The organism is Kitasatospora saccharophila (genome assembly GCF_039529925.1).
In the GTDB taxonomy this organism is placed as follows: Bacteria; Actinomycetota; Actinomycetes; order Streptomycetales; family Streptomycetaceae; genus Kitasatospora; species Kitasatospora saccharophila.
Window position 1 is genome coordinate 116,072 of the sequence record NZ_BAAANS010000008.1, and the last position, 15,954, is coordinate 132,025.

Annotated in this window: 19 protein-coding genes; 13 read left to right on the top strand and 6 right to left on the bottom strand. The window is 74.4% G+C overall.

Annotated elements, in window-relative coordinates; genetic code table 11:
* Window positions 1-332 precede the first annotated feature (332 nt).
* Together ABD345_RS08235 and ABD345_RS08240 are read left to right on the top strand one after the other, a co-directional pair.
* Window positions 333-782: an HIT family protein gene (locus ABD345_RS08235; protein WP_344551237.1), complete on the top strand. Its 450-nt coding sequence runs from the start codon at window positions 333-335 to the stop codon at window positions 780-782.
* A 76-nt stretch (window positions 783-858) separates the two neighbouring features.
* The gene (locus ABD345_RS08240) at window positions 859-1,410 is read left to right on the top strand and encodes a DinB family protein (protein WP_344551239.1); all 552 of its coding nucleotides are present in this window, start codon (window positions 859-861) and stop codon (window positions 1,408-1,410) included.
* Window positions 1,411-1,417: 7 nt separating this feature from the next.
* Here ABD345_RS08240 and ABD345_RS08245 read toward each other — a convergent pair whose 3' ends face one another.
* Together ABD345_RS08245 and ABD345_RS08250 are read right to left on the bottom strand one after the other, a co-directional pair.
* Window positions 1,418-2,524, bottom strand: coding sequence for a DUF2332 domain-containing protein (locus ABD345_RS08245; protein ID WP_344551241.1), 1,107 nt, complete (start codon window positions 2,522-2,524; stop codon window positions 1,418-1,420).
* Between the two features lie 367 nt (window positions 2,525-2,891).
* A complete protein-coding gene (locus ABD345_RS08250; RefSeq protein ID WP_344551243.1) occupies window positions 2,892-3,278 on the bottom strand; it encodes a hypothetical protein in 387 nt (128 codons plus the stop codon).
* A 306-nt stretch (window positions 3,279-3,584) separates the two neighbouring features.
* Here ABD345_RS08250 and ABD345_RS08255 point away from each other — a divergent pair, with 306 nt between their 5' ends.
* Window positions 3,585-4,718 carry a cation diffusion facilitator family transporter gene (locus ABD345_RS08255; RefSeq protein WP_344551245.1) on the top strand — a complete coding sequence of 378 codons (1,134 nt, stop codon included), beginning with the start codon at window positions 3,585-3,587 and terminating at the stop codon, window positions 4,716-4,718.
* 259 nt (window positions 4,719-4,977) lie between these two features.
* On the opposite strand, the gene ABD345_RS08260 is transcribed toward ABD345_RS08255, so the two are convergent.
* Complete coding sequence (locus tag ABD345_RS08260; protein ID WP_344551247.1) at window positions 4,978-5,460, bottom strand: hypothetical protein; 483 nt, start codon at window positions 5,458-5,460, stop codon at window positions 4,978-4,980.
* A gap of 317 nt (window positions 5,461-5,777) precedes the next feature.
* Here ABD345_RS08260 and ABD345_RS08265 point away from each other — a divergent pair, with 317 nt between their 5' ends.
* A complete protein-coding gene (locus ABD345_RS08265; RefSeq protein WP_344551248.1) occupies window positions 5,778-6,809 on the top strand; it encodes a type IV toxin-antitoxin system AbiEi family antitoxin domain-containing protein in 1,032 nt (343 codons plus the stop codon).
* Window positions 6,810-6,831: 22 nt separating this feature from the next.
* Here the strand turns inward: ABD345_RS08265 and ABD345_RS08270 are convergent, their stop codons facing one another.
* Window positions 6,832-7,422, bottom strand: a complete 591-nt coding sequence (locus tag ABD345_RS08270) for an isochorismatase family protein (protein ID WP_344551250.1) — start codon at window positions 7,420-7,422, stop codon at window positions 6,832-6,834.
* 188 nt (window positions 7,423-7,610) lie between these two features.
* Window positions 7,611-8,924: a nicotinate phosphoribosyltransferase gene (locus ABD345_RS08275; protein ID WP_344551252.1), complete on the bottom strand. Its 1,314-nt coding sequence runs from the start codon at window positions 8,922-8,924 to the stop codon at window positions 7,611-7,613.
* A 121-nt stretch (window positions 8,925-9,045) separates the two neighbouring features.
* On the opposite strand from ABD345_RS08275, the gene clpS reads away from it, so the two are divergent.
* The 9 genes from clpS (at window position 9,046) to ABD345_RS08320 (ending at window position 15,006) form a co-directional block, all read left to right on the top strand.
* Complete coding sequence (gene clpS / locus ABD345_RS08280; protein ID WP_344551254.1) at window positions 9,046-9,381, top strand: ATP-dependent Clp protease adapter ClpS; 336 nt, start codon at window positions 9,046-9,048, stop codon at window positions 9,379-9,381.
* A 42-nt stretch (window positions 9,382-9,423) separates the two neighbouring features.
* Complete coding sequence (locus ABD345_RS08285) at window positions 9,424-9,996, top strand: DUF2017 domain-containing protein (RefSeq protein WP_344551256.1); 573 nt, start codon at window positions 9,424-9,426, stop codon at window positions 9,994-9,996.
* A gap of 156 nt (window positions 9,997-10,152) precedes the next feature.
* Window positions 10,153-11,583: an amino acid permease gene (locus ABD345_RS08290; protein WP_344551258.1), complete on the top strand. Its 1,431-nt coding sequence runs from the start codon at window positions 10,153-10,155 to the stop codon at window positions 11,581-11,583.
* 20 nt (window positions 11,584-11,603) lie between these two features.
* The gene (locus ABD345_RS08295; protein ID WP_344551259.1) at window positions 11,604-12,035 is read left to right on the top strand and encodes a M67 family metallopeptidase; all 432 of its coding nucleotides are present in this window, start codon (window positions 11,604-11,606) and stop codon (window positions 12,033-12,035) included.
* A gap of 139 nt (window positions 12,036-12,174) precedes the next feature.
* The gene (locus tag ABD345_RS08300; protein WP_318552237.1) at window positions 12,175-12,288 is read left to right on the top strand and encodes a putative leader peptide; all 114 of its coding nucleotides are present in this window, start codon (window positions 12,175-12,177) and stop codon (window positions 12,286-12,288) included.
* 115 nt (window positions 12,289-12,403) lie between these two features.
* Complete coding sequence (locus ABD345_RS08305) at window positions 12,404-12,682, top strand: MoaD/ThiS family protein (RefSeq protein WP_344551263.1); 279 nt, start codon at window positions 12,404-12,406, stop codon at window positions 12,680-12,682.
* A complete protein-coding gene (locus tag ABD345_RS08310; protein ID WP_033253820.1) occupies window positions 12,682-13,650 on the top strand; it encodes a PLP-dependent cysteine synthase family protein in 969 nt (322 codons plus the stop codon). The genes ABD345_RS08305 and ABD345_RS08310 overlap by 1 nt, the downstream gene beginning before the upstream one ends.
* A 214-nt stretch (window positions 13,651-13,864) precedes the next feature.
* Window positions 13,865-14,053, top strand: a complete 189-nt coding sequence (locus tag ABD345_RS08315; protein WP_344551266.1) for a MarR family transcriptional regulator — start codon at window positions 13,865-13,867, stop codon at window positions 14,051-14,053.
* Window positions 14,054-14,253: 200 nt separating this feature from the next.
* Window positions 14,254-15,006 carry an MBL fold metallo-hydrolase gene (locus ABD345_RS08320; protein WP_344551267.1) on the top strand — a complete coding sequence of 251 codons (753 nt, stop codon included), beginning with the start codon at window positions 14,254-14,256 and terminating at the stop codon, window positions 15,004-15,006.
* On the opposite strand, the gene ABD345_RS08325 is transcribed toward ABD345_RS08320, so the two are convergent.
* A complete protein-coding gene (locus tag ABD345_RS08325; protein ID WP_344551269.1) occupies window positions 14,994-15,911 on the bottom strand; it encodes a branched-chain amino acid transaminase in 918 nt (305 codons plus the stop codon). The genes ABD345_RS08320 and ABD345_RS08325 overlap by 13 nt on opposite strands.
* Window positions 15,912-15,954: the final 43 nt, after the last annotated feature.

A 15,954-nucleotide genomic window follows, 5' to 3' on the forward strand; every position in this document is an offset into this window, starting at 1 on the left:
GGGGGGGGGGGGGGGGGGCGCGGGGGGGGGGGGGGGGGGGGGGGGGGGGGGGGGGGGGGGGGGGGTAGGAGATGGCGGGAGTGTGGTCGTCGGATGCCCGGAGGTGGGTGCTGTGGTGCGGTGGAAGCGTGCGGTGGCGGGGTTGGTCGTGGTGGTGGCGGGTGTGGTGGGGGTGCCGGGGGTGGCGGGGGCCGAGGGGGTGCAGAACGAGCAGCAGCGGGAGGTGTGTTCGCGGTTGTTGGACGGGTTGCTGCCGGGGTTGGTGCCGACTTCCTCGGTGTGTGCGGTGCAGGGGGTGGGGCAGGGCTGAGGCGCGGTCCTAGGGTGGGGGGATGACGGGTGGGGAGTGTTACGCGTGTGCCCGGGAGGGCGAGTTCGAGCGGTTGCCGGCGTACGAGCGGATCGCGGTGGACGAGCACTGGCGGGTGGTGCACGCGGTGGACTGCGCGTTGCCGGGGTGGCTGGTGCTGCTGCCCCGGCGGCACCTGGAGTCGTTGGCGGAGCTGACCGACGCGGAGGCGGCTTCGCTCGGGGTTTGGCAGGTGCGGTTGGCGCGGGCGCTGGGGGAGGTGACGGGGTGCCGGAAGGCGTACGTGGCGCAGTTCGGGGAGGCGGCCGGGTTCGCGCACGTGCACTTCCACCTGGTGCCGCGGGGGGAGGAGTGGCCGGTGGAGTGGCTGGGGCCCCGGGTGTTCGGGTTGTTGAAGGCGGGGGAGCGGGCGGTGCCGGCGGCGCGGATGGACGAGTTGGCGGGGCGGCTGGCCGCCGTCCTGGCGGGGTGAGGGGTGGCGGGATCTCGACGACGGCTGGCGGCCGGGCCGCTGGTGGGGGGCGTGGCGGGGCGGCCATGCTGGGCACATGATCACTCCTGACACCAAGGACTGGACCTGGGTCCTCGAACGTCCCTGCGCCGACTGCGGCCTGGACACTCCGGCGGTCGCCTTCGAGGCGGTGCCGGGCATGATCCGGGCGAACGCGGCGGCCTGGGTCGCGCTGCTGGGCGCCGAGGGCGGGGCGGCGGCGGCCGGGTTGGGGGAGCGTCCGGCCGCCGGGGTGTGGTCGCCGCTGGAGTACGCCTGCCACGTCCGGGACGTGTTCCGGCTGTTCGACGTGCGGCTGCGGTTGATGCTGGCCGAGGACGACCCGCTGTTCGCCAACTGGGACCAGGACGCCACCGCCGTCGAGGAGCGCTACCGGGAGCAGGACCCGGCCTTGGTCGCCGTCGAACTGGCTGAAGCGGCCGAGCAGTTGGCGCGTTCCTTCGCCGCGGTGCCGGAGGCCGGGCGGCGGCGGACCGGGAACCGCAGCGACGGTGCCCGGTTCACCGTGGAGTCCTTCGCCCGCTACCTGATCCACGACCCGGTGCACCACCGCTACGACGTCACGGGCCTTCGGCACCAGGAAAGTTGACGAAGCGTCAGGGCGCGAGGAGGGCGGGGTCGCCCTGCTCCAGGGTCCAGGCGGGCAGGCCGTGCGGCCGGGCTTCGGCGAGCGTCACCTCGGGGTCGGTGCCGAGTCGGGCGGTGAGCAGGAAGCGGTGTCCGGCGCCGACCCGGCGCGGTTCGAAGGCGAGGTGCAGGAACGGCGCGGACGGGTCGGAGGCGGCCGCGAGGCGGGCCAGTTCGTCCTCGGTGCGGCGCCACTCCTCGGCGGGCACGTACTGCCGCATGACCGAGTGCCAGACCACGGTCAGGGCGCCCTCGGCGGTCTCGACGTCGCGCAGGAACGCGGCGGCGCCGGTCGCCTCGACCGGGGCGGCCGTCTCGGCGGCGAGCGCGAGTGCGCCGTTCAGCCGTTGCACGCGCGGGAGTTGGTCCGCCCAGAGGTAGGAGCGCAGGGCCAGCGAGCCGTCGGCGGAGCGCGGGTCGATCGGGGTCGGGTCGCAGCCGCGCCGGTCGGCCACCCGCTGGAGCGGGGCGTCGCGCAGCCAGGCGGGCGGCTCGCCCTGCCAGGCGTCGGCCAGGACGACGGGGGAGTCCGGCGGCCCGTACGAGAAGCCCGGGGCGGTGCAGCGGAACCGGTCGGCCAGGAGGTTGAGGCCCGCGCTGGAGCCGAGTTCGCGCAGCCGCACCGGGAAGGGGGTGCCGGGGGTGGCGGCCAACCGCCGCTGGGCCCAGGCGAGGCCGGTGAGCAGCAGGTTGGCCCGGCCGACCTCGTTGGTCTGCGGCGGGCGGGTGAGCCACTCGCGGACGAACGGCAGGTGGGCGGCGACGGCCTCGCGGAAGGCCGGCCAGGGGGCGTCCGGGTCGGCGGGGTCGAAGTGCCCGCCGGCGCTGGGGTAGTGGGCGGCGAGGTCGGGGGCGAGGCCGGACAGCACCAGGGCGTGGGCGGCGCCGAGCAGCCGCAGGGCGATGGCGTCCGGGCCCGGGGCGTCCTCGTGTCCGGCGATCGCGGCCGCGCACGGGCCGTCCGCGGCGAGGTCCTCGGCGGCGCGGCGGAGCAGGGCGGCGGACAGCGGGGAGCCCAGGGCGGCGCAGGAGTCCGCCTGGTGGTGGAACATGGCCACGGCGTGGTCGTGGGGCACTGCGGGGTCTCCGTTCTCCAGGGCCGCGAGGGCCGCGGGGGGCGCGGGGGTTGCGACGGCCGGGGCGGTCGTGACCGCCGTGACGGGAGTGGCGCCCGTGACGATCGTGACCGGCGGGCCCATCCTTCGCCGACCGCGGGGGCGGCGGTAGTACGCCTCGGGTGACCTTGATCACGAGCGGTGCGGGTCGGACGCCCGGGTGCTTCGGGAACGACCGGCCCGGGCCGGCGGCGGACGGACGGCGGACGGGCGCGGTTCCGGCGGACGCGTTCCGCTCGCGGGGAGCGTGCCCCGGCGGGGCGGGGTGTGCCCCCGGAGGGCGAGGCGTGCCGGGGGCGCGCGACCTGCGCTGCGCGCCCCGGGAGGGTCACCAGTCGGTGGCGCGCCTGCGGTGGGTCTGGCGGAGCTGGCTGGTGATGCTGGCGGTGTCGCCGCCCACCACGTCCGCGATCTCGGGGGTGGCCAGGCCGACCACGTAGTGCAGGATCGCCAGGTCCTCGTCGCCGTCCACGTCGGGCCGCAGGCCCTCGATCCCGGCGGTCGCGTGCTGCTCGGTGACGGTGTCGCGGAGGATCTGCCAGGCCGCGGCGGCCGGATTCGGACTCTCCAGGACGGTGGGCCACACCGAGGCGATCGCGTGCAGGGCGAGCCGGACCACCCGGTGGGCGGCGGCCGGCTCCTGGAACCAGACCCGGGCGTAGCTCCGGTACCTGGGTTCGTGGAGCTCGCAGAAGGCGGCGAACTCGACGGACACGTACGGAAGTTCGGTGGACCGATCAGCGGATGCCGAGTCTGCGGCCGGGACATGACGGTCAGTCACATCAGCTGCCTCTCGATCTGGGTCCGGACGGGGAGCGTCAGCGCTCACTCTAGGCCCTCGGGTGGGTGCTGTGGGTGACAAGTCTGCTGAGATGCCCGGAGCCGGACCCGATTCGGGCCGTTGTGTGACGAGGCGTCAGCAAATGCCGCCCGCCGGACGCAGCTGCGAGGGAATCGCACCTGGTCAGAGGTGGTACATCGACAGTGGCTGCAAGGGAGTCGGTGTGCCACTGTAAGCCCCATGGGTGAACGCTGGAACGGCGACGGGACTCACCTCCACGGGCGAATCCCGGACCACGGGCATGACCACCATCACACACCGGACCGGCCGGACCTCCCCGGCCACGAGCCCCACGGCCACCGCCACCGCCCGTGGCACCGCCTCGCGCACCTGCTGCGCCCGCACGCGCACGACGCCGCGGACCGGGTCGACGCGGCGATGGAGTCCTCGGCCGAGGGCCTGCGCACGCTATGGATCTCGCTGCTGGTGCTGGGCGTGACGGCCGCCGCCCAGGCGGTGGTGGCGGTGCTGTCGGGTTCGGTGGCGCTGCTCGGCGACACCGTGCACAACGCCGCCGACGCGCTGACCGCCGTCCCGCTGGGCGTGGCGTTCCTGCTGGGGCGGCGGGCGGCGAGCCGCGGCTACCCGTACGGGTACGGGCGGGCCGAGGACCTGGCGGGCGTCGCCGTGGTGCTGGCGGTGGCGGCGTCCGCGCTGGTGGCGGGGTGGGCGGCGGTGCAGCGGTTGCTGCACCCGGAGCCGGTCGGGCAGTTGTGGGCGGTGGCCGCCGCGGCCCTCGCGGGGTGCGCCGGCAACGAGTGGGTGGCCCGCTACCGGATCGCCACCGGCCGCCGGATCGGCTCGGCGGCGCTGGTCGCGGACGGCCTGCACGCCCGCAGCGACGCGCTGGCCTCGCTGGCGGTGCTGCTCGGCGCGGGCGGCGGCGCGCTGGGCTGGCGGTACGCGGACCCGGTGGTCGGACTGCTGATCACGGTGGCGATCCTGGCCGTGCTGGCCGGCACGGTGCGCGAGGTGGGCCGGCGGCTGATGGACGCCGTCGATCCGGCGCTGCTGGACGCGGCGGAGCGCGAACTCGCCGCGGTGGACGGGGTGCGCGCGGTCGGCGCGGTCCGGATGCGCTGGATCGGGCACGCGCTGCGCGCCGAGGCGGAGGTGGTGGTCGACCGGACGCTGACGGTGGTGGCCGGGCACCAGGTGGCGGAGGCCGCCGAACGGGCCCTGGTCCGGGCCGTCCCCCGGCTGCTCGCCGCGACCGTGCACGTCGACCACGCCCCGCCGGGACGGTCTGATCCGGTCGGGCGGTTCGGCGGGAGTCCCGGCGGGCGGCCCCGCCGGGTCGACGGTCCGAGCTGACGTGCCGTCAGAAAGCCCGCGGAGGGGCCCACCGGCCCCGTCCGCGCGCCCGTGCGACTCCTGGGTCGTACGGGGCCCCCGGGGCGCCGGAGGGCCCTCCAGGGCCGTCGGGCTCCGCGAGGGCCAGCGGGTTCCCCCGCGCCGGGCCGTTCCGGGCCGTTCCGGGCCGTTCGCCGGGCCGCGTCCCGGGCTGCCTGCCGCACCGCGCACCGCGCGCCGGGCCGCGCCCCCGTCCGCGGCCCCGCTCCCGGTTGGGCGCTCAGCGCTCGCGGGCGGTCTGCGTCGTCCGCGTCGCCTGTGCCGCCCGGGCCGCGGCCCGGGCGGCGAGGGCCGCCGCCTGCTCGGCGGCGCGGGCCGCGGCCGCCACGCTGTCGGGCTCGCGGCGGGTCTGCTCCGGGATGCCGGCGTTGCGCCGGTCGCCGCGGACGGCGGTCTCGGCGGCTTCGAGGCTCTCCCGGGCGGCCAGGTACGCCTGCACCGCGGCGATGCCGTAGACCGGCTGGATGAGCTGGTGGCCCTTGAAGAAGGGCCGGGCGGGGGCGAAGCCGGCGGCGGCCACGAGTTCGCGGATCTCGGTTATCTCGGCCTCGCTGCGCGCCGTGAAACGCACTTCCCAGCCCTTCTTGTACGTACGTCCGTCCTCCCCGCCGCGTCTGGCGGGATCCGGTTGGCGGACGTAGCCGGGCAGGCGGCCGAGGCGTAGTCGGGCGGCGCGCTGGGCTGATGTCTCGTCGCGGGGCATGAGCCCGATGGTAGGCAATTCGCGGCGGTGGCCGGTGCCGGGGGGTGTGACGTCGGGTGATCGGACGATCACCGGTGGTCAGATCGCGCAGGTCGGGGGCGCGGGTCCCGGGGGATCGCAATGCTGTGTCGATCCGATGAAAATCGGATAGTAGAAAACAAGTCCGATCTATTACGGCAAGGGAGTGAACACCCGATCCGCCGAATGGGTGAGGGTATGGGGACTTTAGTGCGGAGCAGTCCCGGTTTGACGACGGTTGCGTAACAGGTCGTCAGGTCTGGCATCGACTGTCAGAAGCGCGGGGGAACGTGGATGTCATGAGCCACCGGATTCCGCAGCAGCCCGCGTCCCTCGAAGAACTCGCCCGGCACCAGCAGAACGTGGTGACGGCCAGTCAGCTCCGCGCCCGCGGGGTGCCCGCCCGCATGGTCAGCGAGCACTGCCGCAGCGGGGGGCCGTGGCAGCGCCTGCTGCCACGGGTCTACCTGCTGCAGGAGGGCGAGCCGACGCCCGAGCAGCGGATGTGGGCCGCGCTGCTGTACGCGGCGCAGAACGGTCCGGCCGGGGACGGGGCCCGCGAGGGGGCGGTGATCACCGGCGCGGCGGCGCTGGCGCTGTACGGGTTCGTGTCGGTGCCGCGGCTGCCGGCCGTGCTCGGGGTGGAGGTGCTGGTGCCCCGGCAGCGCCGGCTGCGGGACGCCGGGCAGGTGCGGATCCGGCGCACCGAACGGGAGTTGGAGGCCCGGTCGGTGCACGGGCTGGCGGTCGCCCCGGTGGCCCGGGCGGTGGCGGACGCGATCCGCGAGTGGGACGAGCAGGGCGCCTTCGGGTCCGGCCGGACCGGTCCGGGCCTGCTGCGGTCGCTGCTGCGCGAGGCGCTCACCGGGCGCGGCGGCGGCTGCGCGGCGTCCGAGCTGCTGGCCGAGCTGGCCGAGGCGGGCCTCATGGAGCTGCCCCGGGTGCGGGCCGCGGTGGACGAGCTGCTGGCGGCGCGCCGGGAGGCGGCGTTCGCCGAACTGCTGGAGCTGGCCGCGGAGTCGGGCCTGCCGCTGCCGCTGACCGGCCCCGAGCTGCGGATGCGCGGCGGCACCTACGTCGCGGTGCCGGACCTGTACTGGCCCGAGGCGGCGGTGGCGGTGGAGGTCGACTCCGAGCTGCGCTGCGTCAGCGAGGGCGAGTCGGCCTGGGTGCGCGGCGGCCAGCACCGGATGGAGTACCTGGGCGTGCGGGTGCTGTACGTCGGCTCGTCCCGGCTCGCCGCCGAACGGGAGGCGGTCGGCGGCGAGTTGACCGAGGCGTACCGGCTCGGCGGGGAGGACGTGGTGGAGCTGCTGGTCACCGGGCGCTGAGCGCCCGGGGGCCGCCGCCCGGTCAGCCGTGGACGACCGGCGTGCCGGTCAACTCGACGCCCGCGGACCGTAGTTCGTCCAGTGCGGTGGCGGTGGTGGCGGGGGCGACGCCGGCCGTCAGGTCGAGCAGGACGCGGGTGGCGAAGCCCTCGCGGGCGGCGTCCAGGGCGGTGGCGCGGACGCAGTGGTCGGTGGCGATGCCGACCACGTCGACGTCGGTGACGCCGCGCTCGTTCAGCCAGTCGGTGAGGGTGCCGCCGTGCTCGTCGAAGCCCTCGAAGCCGCTGTAGGCGGCGGCGTGCGCGCCCTTGGAGAAGACCGCCTCGACCGCGCCGGAGGTCACCGAGGGGGCGAAGTTGGGGTGGAAGCCGACGCCCTCGGTGCCGGCCACGCAGTGCGCGGGCCAGGAGCGGACGTAGTCGGGTTCGGCGGCGAAGTGCGGGCCGGGGTCGATGTGGTGGTCGCGGGTGGCGACGATGTGGGCGTAGCCGGGGGCGGACTCGGCGATCAGGTCGGTGATCGCGGCCGCGACCTCGGCCCCGCCGGCGACGGGAAGACTGCCGCCCTCGCAGAAGTCGTTCTGCACGTCGACGACGATCAGGGCCCGGTGCATGGCTCTTCTCTTCTCTCGTGGGCTCGGGAGCGCGGGGGCTCGGTGGCCGCTGCTCCGGGAGGGAGCGGGGTGCGGACGGTACGGCGGTTGGCACTCTAGGCAGAGCCGGGGCGGACGCGGTAGTACCGGCGGGCGGAGCCGGGTCCGGTCTCCGGGTCGGCCGGGGGTCAGCCCGGGTCGGCCGGGGGTCAGCCGGCGTGCCGCTCGGTGGTGATCACCGGCTCGCCGCGGGAGAGCTGGGTGGCCGACAGCGGCAGCGCGGCGCGGGCCCGGAGGTGGCGCTCGCGGGCGGCCTCCAGCGGTTCGCGGCCGACCACCTCGCCGCCGGTGACCAGCGGGACGTGCAGCAGGTGCGGGGCCAGTTCGGCGGGGACGGGGCCGGTGCCGACCACCTCGGCCTCGGCGACGCCGTCCCGGTCGGGGCGGCGGGCGGCCCACTTGCGGCCGCCGACGCTGGTCTTGCCGCCCGCCGAGCGCTTGGCGACCGGGACGAGCTCGCCGCCGGGCACCGACTCGCGGGCGACCAGCTTGTAGACCATCGCGCAGGTCGGGTGGCCGCTGCCGGTGACCAGGCTGGTGCCGACGCCGTAGCCGTCGACCGGGGCGGCGGCCAGCGCGGCGATGGCGTACTCGTCCAGGTCGGAGGTGACGATGATCTTCGTGTCGGTGGCGCCGAGCTCGTCGAGCTGGCGGCGCACCCGGTGGGCCAGCAGGGTCAGGTCGCCGGAGTCGATCCGGACGGCGCCCAGCTGCGGTCCGGCCACCTCGACGGCGGTGCGGACCGCCTCGCCGAGGTCGTAGGTGTCCACCAGCAGGGTGGTGTCGCGGCCCATCGAGTCGATCTGCGCGGTGAAGGCGTCCTTCTCGCTGTCGTGCAGCAGGGTGAAGGCGTGCGCGGCGGTGCCGGTGGTCGGGATGCCGTGGGTGAAGCCCGCCTCCAGGTCGGAGGTGGCGGCGAAGCCGGCCAGGTAGGCGGCCCGGGCGGCGGCCACCGCGGACCGCTCGTGGGCCCGCCGGGCGCCCATCTCGATCACCGGGCGCCCGCCCGCGGCGGCGGTCATCCGGGAGGCGGCGGCGGCGATCGCCGAGTCGTGGTTGAGGATCGACAGGATCACCGTCTCCAGGATCACTGCCTCGGCGAAGCTGCCCTCGACGGTGAGCAGCGGCGAGCCGGGGAAGTACGCCTCGCCCTCGGGGTAGCCGTGCACGTCGCCGGTGAAGCGGTAGTCGGCGAGGAAGCGCAGGGTCTCCTCGTCCACCACCCGCTGGTCGGCCAGCCAGTCGAGTTGCGGCGCGGTGAAGCGGAAGTCCTCGATGGCGTCCAGCACCCGGCCGGTGCCGGCCAGCACGCCGTAGCGGCGGCCGTCCGGCAGGCGGCGGGTGAAGACCTCGAAGACCGAGCGGCGGTGGGCGGCGCCGCTGCGCAGCGCGGCCTGCAGCATGGTCAGTTCGTAGCGGTCGGTGAGCAGCGCGGAGCTGCGGTGCGCGGTGATGGCGTCCATGGGGATGATGCTACTACCACTTAGCGTCAGTTTGACGATTTCTCTCGCGGAGGGCCCGTGTCGGGCCGTGCCGCGCCGCCGCGGACATCCTGATTCGCTCCTGGGTCCCTCGGATGGAAGCATGGGACGGGGGAGTTCCGAGGTCGACGAGGAGAGACGGACTGTGAGTGTCGCGCCGGTGGAGATCGAGCGCCCGGAGGTGGAGGGGGTTCCGGTCACGGAGCCGGACACGCCGTGGGTGACCATCGTCCACAACGACCCGGTCAACCTGATGAGCTACGTCCAGTACGTCTTCCAGAGCTACTTCGGCTATCCGAAGGACAAGGCCCGCAAGCTCATGATGGACGTGCACCACAAGGGGCGGGCGGTGGTCTCCAGCGGCACCCGCGAGGAGATGGAGCGCGACGTGCAGGCGATGCACGGCTACGGCCTGTGGGCCACCCTGCAGCACGACTGACGGACCGTCACCCACCACCCACGAGGGGCTGATCCCACCCACATGGCCACTTTCTTCGAGAGCACCGGCGACGGCGGCGCGGCGATGGACCTGGACGAGTTCGAGGTGTCCATCCTGCGCACGCTGGAAGTGCAGATGCTGGAGCTGATCGGCCCGCCGCCCGGCGGGCAGGGCGACGACCCGCTGGCCGCGCTGTTCGCCGAGGGCCCGAGCGAGGCCCCGGACGACCCCGTGCTGCACCGGCTGTTCCCCGACGCGTACGGCGGCCCGGGCGCGCCCGAGGACCCGCGGACCGCCGAGATGGCCGCCGAGTTCCGCCGCTACACCGAACTCGACCTGCGGACCCGCAAGCGCGACGACGCGCTGGCGGTGGTCCGGACGCTGGACGGGCTGGCCGGGGGCGGGGTGCTGGAGGTGGGGCCGGACGAGCTCCAGCGCTGGCTGGGCGCCCTGAACGACCTGCGGCTGGCCCTGGCCACCCGGCTGGAGGTCACCGAGGAGGACACCGAGGGGCTGTACCGGCTGCCCGACTCCGACCCGCGCAAGCCGCTGGTGGTGGCCTACCTGTGGCTGGGCGGGCTGCAGGAGAGCCTGCTGGACGCGATGGCGGGCTGACCCGGACCGCCCCGCCTCCTTCCTATTGTCCGATTGATCCGGTGCTGCCCGCTTGTGGGCGCCTCCGGGCCTTCCGCGTGGTTCACTGCTGCCTCCCCGGGAACACGGGGCCCGTCGGCCGACCGGCCGGCGCGGACCGGGAGGCGAGGCGGGCGCATGACGCAGCAGGTGACGGACGAGGCGGTCGGGCCGGCCCCGGACGGGGAGGGCTACCAGCGCGGGCTGGGCAGCCGGCAGATCCAGATGATCGCGATCGGCGGCGCGATCGGCACCGGCCTGTTCCTCGGCGCCGGCACCGCCATCTCCAAGGCCGGCCCCAGCCTGGTCCTCAGCTACGCGGTGGCCGGCGTGGTGATCTTCGTGATCATGCGGGCGCTCGGCGAACTGCTCACCTACCGCCCGGTGTCCGGCAGCTTCGCCGAGTACGCCCGGGAGTTCCTCGGCCCGTTCGCCGGGTTCGCCACCGGCTGGACGTACTGGCTGTTCTGGGTGGTCACCGGCATGGCCGAGACCACCGCCGCCGCCGTCTACGTCCGCTTCTGGGCGCCCGGCGTCCCGCAGTGGGCCACCGCGCTGGTCTTCCTGCTGGTGCTGTACGCCGCCAACCTGATCTCGGTGAAGGTGTTCGGCGAGATCGAGTTCTGGTTCTCGATGGTCAAGGTCACCGCCATCCTCGGGATGATCCTGATCGGCGTCGGCGTGCTCACCCTCGGCTTCTCGGACGCCGGGGACACCGCCTCGGTCACCCACCTGTGGCAGGACGGCGGCTTCTTCCCGAAGGGCGTCGGCGCCACCGTGATGACCCTGCAGATCGTCATGTTCGCCTACGTGGGCGTGGAACTGGTCGGCGTCACCGCGGGGGAGAGCGAGGACCCGGAGAAGACCCTGCCGCGGGCCATCAACACCCTGCCGCTGCGGATCGCGCTGTTCTACGTCGGCGCGCTGGTGGTCATCCTCTCGCTGGTGCCGTGGAGCGAGTTCCAGCCCGGCGTCAGCCCGTTCGTCGCCGCCTTCGGGAAGATCGGCATCCCGGCGGCGGCCGGGATCGTCAACTTCGTGGTGCTCACCGCCGCGCTCTCCTCCTGCAACTCCGGGATGTACTCCACCGGCCGGATGCTGCGCGACCTGGCCCTGCGCGGACAGGCCCCCGGGCGGCTCACCGGGCTCAACGCCCGCCGCACCCCCGCCGCCGCGATCACCGTCTCCTGCCTGCTGATGGGCGCCGGCGTGGTGCTCAACTACTGCGTCCCGGAACGGGCCTTCCAGTACATCACCTCGGTCGCCACCGTCTGCGGCCTGTGGACCTGGGGCGCCATCCTGGCCAGCCAGATCCGCTACCGGGCCGCCTGGACCTCCGGACGGCTGCCCGCCCCGACCTTCCGCGCCCCCGGCGGCAACTGGAGCCGCGCCCTGGCGCTGGCCTTCCTCGTCCTGGTCGCCGTCCTGATCGGCGTCGACCCCGACACCCGGATCTCGCTGTACGTCCTGCCCGGCTGGGCGCTGTTCCTGGTGGTCGGCTACGCGGTGCTGCGCCGCCGCGACCCGGCCGCCCTGGACGCCGACCTCCGCCCGGAGGAGGGCGTCTGACGCCTCGCTATCCTGGCCGCATGCTGACCATCACCCGAGAACTGCGCGACCGGATCGTCGCCCACGCCCGCGCCGACCACCCGGACGAGGCGTGCGGCGTGATCGCCGGACCGGCCGGCACCGGGCGCCCCGAGCGGTTCGTCCCGATGCTCAACGCCGCCCGCTCGCCCACCTTCTACGAGTTCGACTCCGGCGACCTGCTGAAGCTCTACCGCGAGATGGACGACCTCGACGAGGAGCCGGTGGTGATCTACCACTCGCACACCGCCACCGAGGCGTACCCCTCCCGCACCGACGTGAGCTACGCCTCCGAGCCGTTCGCCCACTACGTGCTGGTCTCCACCGCCGAGGGCACCGACGAGACGGACCCCTACCAGTTCCGCTCGTTCCGCATCGTGGACGGCGTGATCACGGAGGAAGACGTCGAGGTGGTCGAGGCGTACGCCGCCTGACGCCGCCCGCCCGGGGACGGGCCGGTCCGGACCGCGCCCGCGCGGCGGATCGGCCCGTTTTCTCATGCCTCGGAACGCCATCGACCGGATGCCGAGACACGCATGTCAAAGCGGGGCCGGGAATCTATACGATGAGTCCATGCGTTCCGTCGATGTGAGCAATCAGGCCCCAGGCACCCGCCTCGTGGCGCGCCTGCACGTCGACCTGTGCCGGCTCGCCAGCGCGATCTGTCCCGGCACCGCCGCGCACTGACCGGCGGCACCGACCGGCAAGCCCAGACAGCACCGCCCCGGCGCCCCGGGGCCCTCCCCCCTGCCGCGCCCCGCCCGGCCCGGCAACCCGAACCCCACTCCACAGGAGCGCAGCCATGGCCATCGAGGTCCGCATCCCGACCATCCTCCGTACCTACACCGACGGCGCCAAGGCCGTCGACGGCAACGGCGCCAACCTCGGGGAGCTCTTCACCGACCTCGACACCCGCCACCCCGGCATCGCCGCCCGGCTGCTGGACGGCGGCGAGCTGCGCCGCTTCGTCAACGTCTACCTGAACGACGAGGACGTCCGCTTCCTGGACGGCATCTCCACCGCGCTCTCCGACGGCGACAGCGTCACCATCCTCCCGGCCGTGGCCGGCGGTATGAAGTAATGCGCTACGACAGCCCGATCGAGGCCATCGGCAACACGCCCCTGGTGCGGTTGCCGAGGCTCTCGGCCGGCATCCCGGGGAACGAGGACGGCCGGGTCACGCTCTGGGCCAAGCTGGAGGACCGCAACCCGACCGGCTCGATCAAGGACCGTCCGGCGCTGCGCATGATCGAGCGCGCCGAGGCGGAGGGCCGGCTCACCCCGGGCTGCACCGTCCTGGAGCCCACCAGCGGCAACACCGGCATCTCGCTCGCCATGGCGGCCAAGCTCAAGGGCTACCGGATGGTCTGCGTGATGCCGGAGAACACCAGCGAGGAGCGCCGCGAGCTGCTCCGGATGTGGGGCGCGGAGATCATCCCCTCGCCCGCCGCCGGCGGCTCCAACACCGCGGTGCGGATCGCCAAGGAGATCGCCGCCGAGCACCCCGACTGGGTGATGCTCTACCAGTACGGCAACCCGGACAACGCCGGCGCGCACTACGCCACCACCGGCCCGGAGATCCTCGCCGACCTGCCCACCGTCACCCACTTCGTGGCGGGCCTGGGCACCACCGGCACCCTGATGGGCATCGGCCGCTACCTGCGCGAGAAGGTCCCGGGCGTGCAGATCGTCGCCGCCGAGCCCCGCTACGACGACCTGGTCTACGGCCTGCGCAACCTGGACGAGGGCTTCGTCCCCGAGCTGTACGACGCCGAGGTGCTCACCACCCGCTTCTCGGTCGGCTCGGCCGACGCCGTCACCCGCACCCGCGAACTCCTCCAGCAGGAGGGCATCTTCGCGGGCGTCTCCACCGGCGCGGTCGCGCACGCCGCGATCGGCGTGGCCCGCAAGGCCGCCAAGGCCGGCGAGCGGGCGGACGTGGTGTTCGTGGTCGCCGACGGCGGCTGGAAGTACCTGTCCACCGGCATCTACACCGCCGAGACCACCGAGGCGGCGGTCGAGGCGCTGCAGGGCCAGCTCTGGGCCTGACGGACGCGGCAGGACCACGGCGCGGCACCCCTCCGGGTGCCGCGCCGTCCGCTCGTCCGATCATCGGTCCGCTGTGACACCGCGGCATTTGTCCGTTCCCGATGACCGGTTCGTCACGGAACGGCCACCGCGCCGGTCGCGCCCCGACCGCCCCGCCCCGCCCCGCCAGGCTGGCCGCGCACCACTGGTTCGCCGTCACCCGGAGGTGGGCGCGATGCCCGGCCGAGAGCTCTGGTCCTACGTCGAGATCGGCCTGCACATCCACGTGCAGACCGAGACCGTGCGCAACTACAAGCGGCACGGACTGCTGCCCGAACCCGACCTGGTCGACCCGGCCGGCCACCCCCGCTGGTACCCGGAGACCATCCGGGCCTGGGCCCTGGCCCGCCCCGGCCGCCGTTAGTGCCGCGTCCGGCGCGCGTTCGAACGCCCCCGCCCCGTCCTGGTGATTCCGCCCACAGCCCGGCACGGGAGAGGGGGCAAAGTGCCGCCCGGCCCTTACCCTCGACAGTCAAAGCACCGACGGAGCCGAAGGACCCCGCCCGCCCGCCGGCGGTGCGGACGGCCGCGGACGACGGCCCGACTGGGCGGGAAGGGCTCGGCATGAAACTGACCGTGGTGGGGTGCTCGGGGAGCTTCCCGTCCGTGGACTCCCCGTGCTCCAGCTACCTGGTGGAGCACGACGGCTACTGCCTGGTCGTCGACCTCGGCAACGGCGCGCTCGGCGCGCTGCAGAAGTACGCCGGCCTGTACGACGTGGACGCCGTCCTGCTCAGCCACCTGCACGCCGACCACTGCGTCGACCTGTGCGCGTACTGGGTGGCCCGCAACTACCGGGTCGAGGGCTGCCCCGACCCGCTGCCCGTGTACGGCCCGGCCGGGACGGCCGAGCGGCTGGCCCGCGCCTACGACATGCCGGAGAAGCCCGGCATGACCGAGGTGTTCGACTTCCGCGACCTCGGCGGCGGCGCCCGGCTGCGGCTCGGCCCGTTCACCGTCACCGCCGTCCGGGTCAACCACCTCGACTGCGAGGCGTACGGCTTCCGGATCGAGGCCGGCGGCCGCAGCCTGGTCTACTCCGGGGACACCGGGGTCTGCCCCGACCTGGTCGAACTCGCCCGCGGCGCCGACCTGTTCCTGTGCGAGGCGGCCTACACGGACGGCAAGGAGACCTTCGACTCCATCCACCTGAACGGCACCCAGGCCGGCGAGCACGCCGCCGACGCGGGCGCCGCCCGGCTGGTGCTCACCCACATCCCGCCGTGGACCGACGCCGAGCGCAACCGCGCGGACGCCGCCGCGGTCTTCGCCGGACCGGTCGAGCTGGCCCGGGCCGGAGCCGTCTACGAGCTCTGAACCGGCGTCAGCCAGTGCCGGTAGCGGGCGTCGGCGCCGCTCACCGCGGCCCGGTACGCCTCGCCCAGGAGCTTGGTCAACTCGCCCTCGCAGGACGGCAGTTCGCGGTTGTCCAGGGAGGCCACCGGCACCACCCCGGCCGCCGTCCCGGAGACGAACACCTCGTCCGCCGCGTACAGGTCCGAGCGCAGCAGGTTCTCCACCCGCACCTCGACGCCCAGGTCCCGGGCCAGCGTCAGCAGGGTGTCCTGGGTGATGCCCTCCAGTGCGCCCGCGCTGCCCGGCGGGGTGCGCAGCACGCCGTCCCGGACCGCGAACACGTTCTCCGAACTGCACTCGCTGACCGTCCCGTCCGGGGCCAGTAGCAGTGCCTCGTCGTAGCCCGCGTCGCTCGCCTCCCGCCGGGCCAGCGCCGAGTTGAGGTACGGGCCGGTGGCCTTCGCCGCCGGGGGGACGGAGTTGGGGTCGGTGCGCCGCCAACTGCTGGTCATCAGCCGCAGCCCGCGCTCCGCCGCCAGGTAGGCCGGCCACTCCCAGGAGGCGATCGACACGCTGGTGGGGGAGTGTCGCATGTCCAGCCCCATCGAGCCGTAGCCCAGGAACGCCAGGTGCCGCAGGTAGCAGGAGCGGTGGCCGTTCGCCGCCACCAGGTCCACCGTCGCCCGGGCCAACTCCTCTCGGGTGTACGGGAGTTCGATCCGCAGCATGCGGGCGCTGCGCTCCAGCCGGGCCAGGTGCTCGTCCAGCCGGAACACCGCGGGCCCGTCGGCCGTCTCGAACGCCCGGGTGCCCTCCAGCACACCGGTGCCGTAGTGCAGCGCGTGCGTCAGCACGTGGACCCGGGCCTCCTGCCAGGGCACCAGCGCGCCGTCGAACCAGATCACGGAAGACTCGGGAATCGCCATGCCGCCCATCCTGGGGACCCCGGCCCGCCCCGCGAAGCCCCCC

Excerpts from the sequence above, each read along its gene's own strand:
- ABD345_RS08305 (WP_344551263.1), top strand. The coding sequence starts at position 12,404 with ATGGCCATCGAGGTCCGCATCCCGACCATCCTCCGTACCTACACCGAC.
- ABD345_RS08325 (WP_344551269.1), bottom strand. The coding sequence starts at position 15,911 with ATGGCGATTCCCGAGTCTTCCGTGATCTGGTTCGACGGCGCGCTGGTG.
- ABD345_RS08310 (WP_033253820.1), top strand. The coding sequence starts at position 12,682 with ATGCGCTACGACAGCCCGATCGAGGCCATCGGCAACACGCCCCTGGTG.
- ABD345_RS08260 (WP_344551247.1), bottom strand. The coding sequence starts at position 5,460 with ATGCCCCGCGACGAGACATCAGCCCAGCGCGCCGCCCGACTACGCCTC.
- ABD345_RS08285 (WP_344551256.1), top strand. The coding sequence starts at position 9,424 with ATGGCCACTTTCTTCGAGAGCACCGGCGACGGCGGCGCGGCGATGGAC.
- ABD345_RS08265 (WP_344551248.1), top strand. The coding sequence starts at position 5,778 with ATGAGCCACCGGATTCCGCAGCAGCCCGCGTCCCTCGAAGAACTCGCC.
- ABD345_RS08290 (WP_344551258.1), top strand. The coding sequence starts at position 10,153 with ATGACGCAGCAGGTGACGGACGAGGCGGTCGGGCCGGCCCCGGACGGG.
- ABD345_RS08240 (WP_344551239.1), top strand. The coding sequence starts at position 859 with ATGATCACTCCTGACACCAAGGACTGGACCTGGGTCCTCGAACGTCCC.
- ABD345_RS08275 (WP_344551252.1), bottom strand. The coding sequence starts at position 8,924 with ATGGACGCCATCACCGCGCACCGCAGCTCCGCGCTGCTCACCGACCGC.
- ABD345_RS08315 (WP_344551266.1), top strand. The coding sequence starts at position 13,865 with ATGCCCGGCCGAGAGCTCTGGTCCTACGTCGAGATCGGCCTGCACATC.
- ABD345_RS08320 (WP_344551267.1), top strand. The coding sequence starts at position 14,254 with ATGAAACTGACCGTGGTGGGGTGCTCGGGGAGCTTCCCGTCCGTGGAC.
- ABD345_RS08300 (WP_318552237.1), top strand. The coding sequence starts at position 12,175 with ATGCGTTCCGTCGATGTGAGCAATCAGGCCCCAGGCACCCGCCTCGTG.
- ABD345_RS08235 (WP_344551237.1), top strand. The coding sequence starts at position 333 with ATGACGGGTGGGGAGTGTTACGCGTGTGCCCGGGAGGGCGAGTTCGAG.
- ABD345_RS08295 (WP_344551259.1), top strand. The coding sequence starts at position 11,604 with ATGCTGACCATCACCCGAGAACTGCGCGACCGGATCGTCGCCCACGCC.
- ABD345_RS08255 (WP_344551245.1), top strand. The coding sequence starts at position 3,585 with ATGGGTGAACGCTGGAACGGCGACGGGACTCACCTCCACGGGCGAATC.
- clpS (WP_344551254.1), top strand. The coding sequence starts at position 9,046 with ATGGGACGGGGGAGTTCCGAGGTCGACGAGGAGAGACGGACTGTGAGT.
- ABD345_RS08270 (WP_344551250.1), bottom strand. The coding sequence starts at position 7,422 with ATGCACCGGGCCCTGATCGTCGTCGACGTGCAGAACGACTTCTGCGAG.